At 46.8% G+C, this 464-nt stretch carries 1 protein-coding gene; it reads left to right on the top strand.

What is annotated here, in order from left to right; genetic code table 11:
• Positions 1-406: S41 family peptidase (locus BWI97_RS26920; RefSeq protein WP_233208095.1), on the top strand; the 406-nt coding region annotated here is incomplete at its 5' end.
• Between the last annotated feature and the right edge of the window lie 58 nt (positions 407-464).

Here is a 464-nt window from a genome sequence, read left to right as displayed (position 1 = left end):
TTTGTTTGGCTACGTTCAATGGCGAAATGGCCCCGGCTACACTGATTTTACGCCGCACGAAGCACTTTATCTAGCCAGTCGGGGGAAGTGGCAGTTTACCAGGCCCGTTTATTTATTAACGAATCGATACGTGTTCAGTGCGGGTAATAGTTTTGTCATGATGATGCGGGCCCTTCCGAATGTCATTCAGATCGGACAGCCCACGGGAGATGGCGTAGCGGGACCTACGTTTCGGGAGTTAAGTAATGGCTGGTTGTGTGGAATCTCCAGCAAGCTGGAAAGCTTACCGAATAAACAGCCGGTGGAAGGCGTTGGTATCATGCCAAACCATGTTATCAGCAATGAGAGCTTGTCAAATCGAGATTTGATTTTAGAGCATGCGTTATTCCTGGCCGATACATTGTAAGACATTACCAGCAAGTAAATACATTGAATTCTTGGCTGCCTCATTCTTAATGCTCAAA

The organism is Siphonobacter sp. BAB-5405 (genome assembly GCF_002872335.1).
Taxonomy (GTDB): Bacteria; Bacteroidota; Bacteroidia; order Cytophagales; family Spirosomataceae; genus Siphonobacter.
This window is presented reverse-complemented; position numbering and strand designations above follow the sequence as displayed.